The organism is Gilliamella sp. B2717 (assembly GCF_026536675.1).
Lineage (GTDB): Bacteria > Pseudomonadota > Gammaproteobacteria > Enterobacterales > Orbaceae > Gilliamella > Gilliamella apicola_I.
In genome coordinates this window covers 883-2,895 of sequence record NZ_JAFNNQ010000003.1, presented here as the reverse complement: position 1 = coordinate 2,895, position 2,013 = coordinate 883, and the positions used below count along the sequence as shown (strand labels likewise).

The window sequence follows — 2,013 nt, the reverse complement described above, 5'->3', positions numbered from 1 at the left end:
GACTAATAAATTACCTAAATCTTTACGTATTGGTGAATACCAAAAGTTTTGGTTGGTTTTTCTCTCGTTAAGTTTGGGTACGATAATCTCTTTAGCAGCAATGTTAGCTTGTGTACCATTACTTAATGTGACTTTTCCTTTATGCGTACTTCTTGATTTAGAGGAGGTACTGGTTGACTTACCGTCTGTGTCATTGACAAAAACAGTATTATTTAAATTTATATTTGACTCTGTGACAACAACTTTATAATCTTTGTCTTTTACTAATCCGACAAATTGATAGGCGCCCAAATTACCGGTAAATTGATAAGCAATTTTCTCCCAATCGGTTCCATTATGTTGGTAAAGTTCGACAGTGGTATTAAGTCCTGTACTACCTTGAGCCGCAAGCGGAATATTATTGCCCGTTTTACCTGAATCCGGACCTGCTATAATATATTGCTGAGGTCCTAGTACAAACACATTTCCAGATATACTGGATAAAGATGTATCGTTAGGATCTAATTGAAACAAGAAATTAGGACCACTAGGCACCCCAGTTGAGTCAGGTATTGTTAATTGTGCTTTTGCCCTGTTTTTACTATCAGTAGTAAAAGGTGGAGAAGTGACATTTGTTACCTGAATATCATAAGTTGCAACAGCGAGATCACTAAAGCTGTATTTACCATCACCACCTGTAATAACGGTATCGGTTCCCATTACTTTGGTTGTTGTACCGGAATAATACAACTCGACCCTCATATTTTGTAGACCAGTATCAATATCTGCTTCATAGGTATTGTTGTTATTTCTATCAACCACAACAACACCATCAACAGAATTGGTATTACGATGTTTAAGATTAAATTGCCCACTTTGATCTGAACCTTCCATCTTAAAAGAAATAAGTTCAGCATATTGATGACTATTATCTGGTAGTATGACATCCCATAATTTATAATTTCGAGTTTTTAAAAAGAGATCAACGTCTTTATCAAAAAAAGCCTCATATTTAACCTGTAATAATGTATTTTTTATCTCTATTTCGCCATTACTATCTGTTTTTAATACGATATTATTATCCGTATTGGTTACCATCCCAACCGTTGATTGAGTTCTCATTTTTACAGGAATATTGTTAATACCTGCATCTGTACCATTTTTAACTTTTAGATGAATAGTTCCCCCTTTTCCTTTTAAAAAGAGGTTTTGACCTAATTCACCTGTTGCCCCTCTAACAGTTACGTTTTTGGAAGCGCTTTCCCCATTATTGGTTGCTATTTCAACGATATAATTTCCTAAAGTGTTAACTTCAAAGTTATACTGACCATTATCATTTGTTTGTTCATTTGATATTAAAATACCTTGATCATCTTTTAATGTCACGGATAAGCCTTGTAACGGAAAGGTTACATTCTTTGCGGTATCATCGTAGTCTAAAAATACCCTTCCCGCTATTGGAATTGCATTAGCTACCGATACAACTGTTAACGACATAAAGGTGGATAGCAACATCCATTTTAAACATTGTAATATCGCTTTATAACTAAAAACATCAACCCAAGATCTTTTTTTAGCATTCATTTTCGCTGTTGCATTACACTTAATTCGCATTATCTTCTCTCCTGATATGCGTAAATTCTCTTCTTTTCGATTCTCAGCTTTTAGGTCTGATTTTATTTGCACGGGTAAACGTATTTGACCACTGTTAACTTTTTGCCAACTGTTCATTAGAAACTCCCCACTACATTGACAAACCAACCATGTGAACGGTAGTTCAAGCGTGTTAAGTTGTCGTTATAATCCGTGAAGTTGTAACCCACACCCATCTTGATGTTGTCGCCAACATTACGGTAGACACTGGTCACTAAACCGTCTTTGTGGTCATCTGCCAGATCTGTACGTAGCGTTCGCCCCTCAACCTGATATTCCCAGTCACCCGTCTTATAATTAATCCTTAGTGCATATAAATCAGCGCCTGATGAATACCAATCGCTTTCACCTTTATAACGTAAATGACCCTGCCTTTGTGCT

At 36.0% G+C, this 2,013-nt stretch carries 1 protein-coding gene and 1 pseudogene; both read right to left on the bottom strand.

The window, feature by feature from the left end; all coding sequences use genetic code 11:
- Positions 1-1,710: MSCRAMM family protein (locus J3U35_RS01280; RefSeq protein ID WP_267359035.1), on the bottom strand; the 1,710-nt coding region annotated here is incomplete at its 3' end.
- Positions 1,710-2,013: pseudogene (locus tag J3U35_RS01275) on the bottom strand (hypothetical protein); the annotation flags it as partial. The gene J3U35_RS01280 and the pseudogene J3U35_RS01275, both read right to left, overlap by 1 nt.